General features: G+C 35.5%; 7 protein-coding genes. 1 reads left to right on the forward strand and 6 read right to left on the reverse strand.

Going from position 1 to position 4,973, the window contains the following annotated elements:
- Positions 1-192: 192 nt before the first annotated feature.
- The 5 genes from LEP1GSC192_RS07890 to LEP1GSC192_RS07915 all read right to left on the reverse strand — a co-directional run bounded on the left by LEP1GSC192_RS07890 (position 193) and on the right by LEP1GSC192_RS07915 (position 4,093).
- A complete protein-coding gene (locus LEP1GSC192_RS07890) occupies positions 193-879 on the reverse strand; it encodes a hypothetical protein (RefSeq protein WP_020769426.1) in 687 nt (228 codons plus the stop codon).
- Positions 880-1,097: 218 nt separating this feature from the next.
- On the reverse strand, positions 1,098-1,430 hold the full coding sequence (locus LEP1GSC192_RS07895) for a DNA-binding transcriptional regulator (protein WP_036089387.1): 333 nt from the start codon (positions 1,428-1,430) through the stop codon (positions 1,098-1,100).
- The gene (locus LEP1GSC192_RS07900) at positions 1,414-1,779 is read right to left on the reverse strand and encodes a type II toxin-antitoxin system RelE/ParE family toxin (RefSeq protein ID WP_020769424.1); all 366 of its coding nucleotides are present in this window, start codon (positions 1,777-1,779) and stop codon (positions 1,414-1,416) included. The genes LEP1GSC192_RS07895 and LEP1GSC192_RS07900 overlap by 17 nt, the downstream gene beginning before the upstream one ends.
- 311 nt (positions 1,780-2,090) lie before the next feature.
- Positions 2,091-3,155 (reverse strand): hypothetical protein, encoded by a 1,065-nt coding sequence (locus LEP1GSC192_RS07905; protein WP_020769423.1) that lies wholly within the window; start codon positions 3,153-3,155, stop codon positions 2,091-2,093.
- A gap of 407 nt (positions 3,156-3,562) precedes the next feature.
- Positions 3,563-4,093, reverse strand: coding sequence for a hypothetical protein (locus tag LEP1GSC192_RS07915; RefSeq protein WP_036089393.1), 531 nt, complete (start codon positions 4,091-4,093; stop codon positions 3,563-3,565).
- Between the two features lie 78 nt (positions 4,094-4,171).
- Between LEP1GSC192_RS07915 and LEP1GSC192_RS20190 the strand changes: the two genes are divergently transcribed.
- Positions 4,172-4,288, forward strand: a complete 117-nt coding sequence (locus LEP1GSC192_RS20190) for a TraY domain-containing protein (RefSeq protein ID WP_157186898.1) — start codon at positions 4,172-4,174, stop codon at positions 4,286-4,288.
- 55 nt (positions 4,289-4,343) lie between these two features.
- Here LEP1GSC192_RS20190 and LEP1GSC192_RS07920 read toward each other — a convergent pair whose 3' ends face one another.
- Positions 4,344-4,922 (reverse strand): hypothetical protein, encoded by a 579-nt coding sequence (locus LEP1GSC192_RS07920; RefSeq protein ID WP_036089396.1) that lies wholly within the window; start codon positions 4,920-4,922, stop codon positions 4,344-4,346.
- Between the last annotated feature and the right edge of the window lie 51 nt (positions 4,923-4,973).

Below are 4,973 nucleotides of genomic sequence, written 5' to 3' on the forward strand. Positions count from 1 at the left end.
AAAATAAATTTCGCATAACGACCAAGCCTAGCCGACGTTTCGCGAGTGCGTAAGCACTTGGCACGAGACTTGCCCTGCAAGACGAGTGACAAAGCGAAATGTGCCGGAGGCCAAGCAAGGGTCGCGTAGCGATCCCGCAGCGCTGCGGCTGAGGCGAAAGTTAGGCGCAGTAATGAATCTTCACAAGTAATTTTATGTTATTGATTTTATTCTTTGCCAATGCTTTACCAAAAAAACAAAATCAAAATAAATTATGAGAGTACCAATAAATATAATTAAATAATCAAACTTTTGAATAATCAGAAAATTAAAAATATTTGAAATCGTCAATAATATGTGAGGGATAAAAAATATAAGGAAATATAGATAAGATTGCCGATTACTAAGCATTATCTTGAAATTTCGAAAATATTCTTTCATAGATCGAGAACCGATAATTATTGCTGCACCCATTAAATATAAAGCAAAATAAGCTGTTACACCTGTCGTATATACTCTTACTTTTAGAGGGGACTGGTTCAAGTTATTTGGATCAGGATCCATATCAATTAGCATCTTTAATAAAGGTGAATAGCCCAGAAAAATAAACCAATTTGGCACAGTAAAAATTGCCAAATGACCAAACATGTTCATCAATGAACGTTTGGGTAAACTATCTGCATTTGTTAAGTCCATAATGGATTTTAAAGCAAAAAGAATAAAAAAGAGAAGCACTAACGCATATAGCGATAAATGTAAAATGAATGAATCTGCATCCGATGTAAAATTTACATTAAAATGTTTCTCTAAAAGTAAGATAATTTGAATTATAAAGTAAAAAGTAATAAAGAATTGAAAATATTTATTCTTAAAAATAGGGAATAATTGTTCTTTTACCACGTATTAAATATCCTTTTCATTATTGCGCCTAACGACCGAGGTGCTCCGACGTTTGCAATGGCACGAACTTGCGCAAGCAAGTGCAGTGACAGAAGCAAATGTGGCGTAAGCCCAAGCGAGTGGGTTGCGAAGCAAGCCCCGAGCGGCGCGGAGGCACCGAAAGTTAAACGCTGTTTTTGCGATATATAACTGCGCATTAAGCCAAGGATGGCGTCACTTTAACTATTCTTAATCCCGAGCAAACTAAGAGCTTTTGAATTATTTTTAAGAATAAAGAGCATTCGTTGAGCTGGACCTTGAGGTATATTCCTCCCCGACTCCCATGCTTCTACTGTTTTTACAGAAACTCCTATAGCTTGTGCAAATAGATTTTGAGTAAGATGAAGTTTTGTTCTAATATTTTTAATTTCTCTAGCTTTAAATTGAGGTAACTTCTCTATAGAAACTTGATGTTCTCTAATTCCAGAAACTTTTTTACCTTCAGAATACTCTATAGCTTCATTAAGACCTTTTGCTAAGCTATTAAATAATTTACTATTTTCTTTTTCCATATGAATGCTTTCCCGATTTCAATATCTCTTTCAAACGTGCTATCAAATTATATAAAATCGTTAACTCAGATTTCGAAAGGTTCTCTTTGTCATTCTTTTCTAAAAGCGTTATCAAAAAGATTATTTCAAATTCTTCAAAATCAATATAGAAGACTCTAATTCCACCGCTTTTACCTGTTCCTTTCTTCTTCCAACGAATCTTTCGTATGCCGTTTGAACCAGGAATTACTACACCTTGCTTCGGATATTCTAAAAGGTGGTTTTGGAAATCTTTAAGTTCATGATCTCCCAGACCGGCTCTTGTCCAAAAATGATCGAAATCAGGTAAATGTACAAACAGTCTTTTCAATTTAGACAGAATCCCTACTGAGTAGGGTATTGTCAAATCTTAACTTTTTTCGAAAAAATGCAAAATTGAAACTCTAATTCAATTTTAAACAGACCTAATCTCACTCCTCGCCGCATGGACGCGGCGAAATTGAAAACGGAGGAGTAGCAAAAATGGCGTTTAACGACCAAGGTGTTCCGACGTTCGCAACGGCACGAGTTTGCCCATGCAAACGAAGTGACGGACGCGAATGTGGCGAAGCCCAAGCAAGGGTTGCGAAGCAAGCCCGCAGCGCTGCGGAAGCACCGAAAGTTAGACGACGATGCTATCAATTAGCCATGGATACCATTTCCTCGTTTTCTTAGCACCATCGTATAGGTATCATGATATTCATCACTACCATCTCTATACTTTAGCTTTACTGGATGCTTCTTTCTCAATAATATTTCGTAAGAACCCAAACATCGAGCTGACAATTGCTCAATTAGATTTTTATTAATAAATGAGCCTACTAAATAAATGCTATTGAAGTTGTTCGGAAGAATTTTACCGTTAATGTACCTTTCGTAAACTTCTGGCGTTTCATGGACTTTTATATTTTTCCCAACAATCACGACTGCTAAATTTGAATTAGGTCTTTGAAAATTTAAATTTTTATCTTCACCCACTTTCTTGTCAGCAAGCTCCAAGAGAAATTCAATTAATTGATCAACTTCAACTATTAGCGAAGCGTCTTTAACTTTCCCATAGACTTTTCCGCCGATCAAGTCCAACTCATTCAGCAGTATCGTATAAAAATGCCCCAACTCTTCAATAATTTGGTATTTTTCATAATATTCTTTAATTTTACCGGAAGCTTTTAAAAAGTTTGGAAATGCATAATTTTCTAAGTAGTAATCTCTTACGGCTATTTTCTCTTCCTCTATAATTTTACCTGTAACAAACAAGTCTAGCGACTCACGTTGCGATGGCGAAATGTATCTTTTCGCTTTCATTAGCAATGAAGTGGACACAAAGTGATACGTGGCATGAACAAAATTTTCATTGTCTTCCGCTTTGTTACTTAATCTAATGATTACTTGATCGTTTTCTAAAAATGTTTTCTTATCAATTTTATCCAAATCAACCCAATCGATTCTACATTTTTTAAATTCCATCTGCGGGATCGAAGCAACAATTCTTCTAACAAAAATATTAATTCTCGATTGAATATCGCGTTGAATATAACGTTTCCTAGCCCAACCAGCAAATATTCCAATTTGTGTGAAGAGCTTATATATTAGAGAAGCCCATTTTTCGACTATATCTGGATTTTTAACAATTTGATATATTATAATAAATAAACTTAATGTTGAGAAAGAACTGAAAATTAAATATAGAATTATCAGGTCAACCATACTTCTTTTTCTCCAATTGTCTATGAAACTGGTCAATGCATTCTAACGAATCGCAAACTAACTTAATCTCTCCTGACTCGGGAAAAATTGAATGTAAATTCTGTTCAGTAATGACCGACTTGCAAAACTTACATTTCAATTCTCTGTTTCTAAATTTTCCAAGAATTCCTAACCGAGACATTATAAGCTCTGTTTCATCATCCAAAAAAGCGCTTAATTTATTTTTCATCTTACACTCCTATTTATAGCATTGTCGTCTAACGACCAAGGTGTTCCGACGTTTGCGATGGCACGAGCTTGCGCACAGCAAGCGCAGTGACGGAAGCAAATGTGGCGTAGCCCGAGCGAGAGTCGCGTTAGCGAGCTCGAAGCGTAGCGGAAGCACCGAAAGTTAGACGCTGGCGTTTTTATTGGAGTTCCTTTTGAAGCTCCGCCTCATGAGCTTCGTTATTGACAGCATTTACCAAAAGATTAATTGATTTATCAAAGTTATTATAACTTGCAAAAAGGACGTAGAAATATAATTCAGAGCGCGCATTAGCTAAAGTATAGTCTATTAATGATTTTTGAAAAAACATATTCACTTTAAATTTTCCACTTGGGATATTTAGCTGATGAGAAAAGATATCTTCAAGCTTAACCGAAGTTTGCAAATATATAGTGTTAGCTCCTAATACCATATCTCCATATTTGTCTACCTTGGTTGGCAATTTAGGAAGCTTATATTTAAGCTTCACTCGCTCATTAATGATTGAAATTCCTAGGTCCCCTTCTGTTTCATTTATGTTCTTTGCAACTTTTACAATAGAATCAAAATTCATTGGTTGATAGGCAGCAAAGTTAAACGAAGGCTTCGGTTTCGGAACTTCTTGTATTTCCTTGGAAGAGCAGTTTGTTAACACCAAGATTAACATAAGTGACACTAATATTTTTTTCATTTTTCCTCTTATATAATATAAATTCAAAACGCTTGCGTCTAACGACCAAGGTGTTCCGACGTTTGCGATGGCACGAGTTTGCTTTGCAAACGAAGTGACAGAAGCAAATGTGGCGAAGCCCAAGCGAGAGTTGCGAAGCAAGCTCGAAGCGCTGCGGAAGCACCGAAAGTTAGACGTAGTCGCATCAAACAGTGATACAAATCAAAAATCTACCTTAGGATAGAACGAGTTGTTGGCAGAGATAACTTACTTACACAAGTTTATCTCTAAACTCATAAGATCCATTCCTAAGTATGTCTTCAACAATACTTTGAATACCGTGGGGTTCAAAATCATCTAACAGATTATTTGGATCTTTTTTGAAAATAGCAATAATATTATCCCAAATAAGAAGCGTCGTCTTTAAACTTTTTGAAACCTCGTCAAACGTTATTCCAGCGACGATCGAATGCGTTGCTCTATCTTTAGTAATTCCAAAATGTCGACATTTGTTGTAAATTGAGATAAACTCATCAAATCTTTTGTTGATAATTTTTTTTCTTTTCTTCGAGAAATCTTTATTTTGATTAAAAATATCTGCCAACAATTCTCCTGGATTTGGGATGCTCTTCGCTCCCTTTGAATAATTCTGTCCAAGTAATTGAGTTAGGCTTAAGCCTAAGCAAGCTATAATGAAAACATAGTATTCTAATAATTTCGAACTATTAGTTTCGCTTTTGCTCCGCATTTCGTTAACTTCATTCCAGTATTTGAAAGCCTGAATAAGCGAAAATAATTGCAAATTTGAAGCAGTATCTCCACTAGTATCTCTTACAAAAAATAAATCCATCTATCAATCCTTTCCAAAGCACCATATCTATATAAGCAGAAATTTTTGCGA

Source organism: Leptospira sp. B5-022 (assembly GCF_000347035.1).
GTDB classification, from domain to species: Bacteria; Spirochaetota; Leptospiria; order Leptospirales; family Leptospiraceae; genus Leptospira_B; species Leptospira_B cinconiae.

Excerpts from the sequence above, each read along its gene's own strand:
- LEP1GSC192_RS07895 (WP_036089387.1), bottom strand. The coding sequence starts at position 1,430 with ATGGAAAAAGAAAATAGTAAATTATTTAATAGCTTAGCAAAAGGTCTT.
- LEP1GSC192_RS07905 (WP_020769423.1), bottom strand. The coding sequence starts at position 3,155 with ATGGTTGACCTGATAATTCTATATTTAATTTTCAGTTCTTTCTCAACA.
- LEP1GSC192_RS07915 (WP_036089393.1), bottom strand. The coding sequence starts at position 4,093 with ATGAAAAAAATATTAGTGTCACTTATGTTAATCTTGGTGTTAACAAAC.
- LEP1GSC192_RS07920 (WP_036089396.1), bottom strand. The coding sequence starts at position 4,922 with ATGGATTTATTTTTTGTAAGAGATACTAGTGGAGATACTGCTTCAAAT.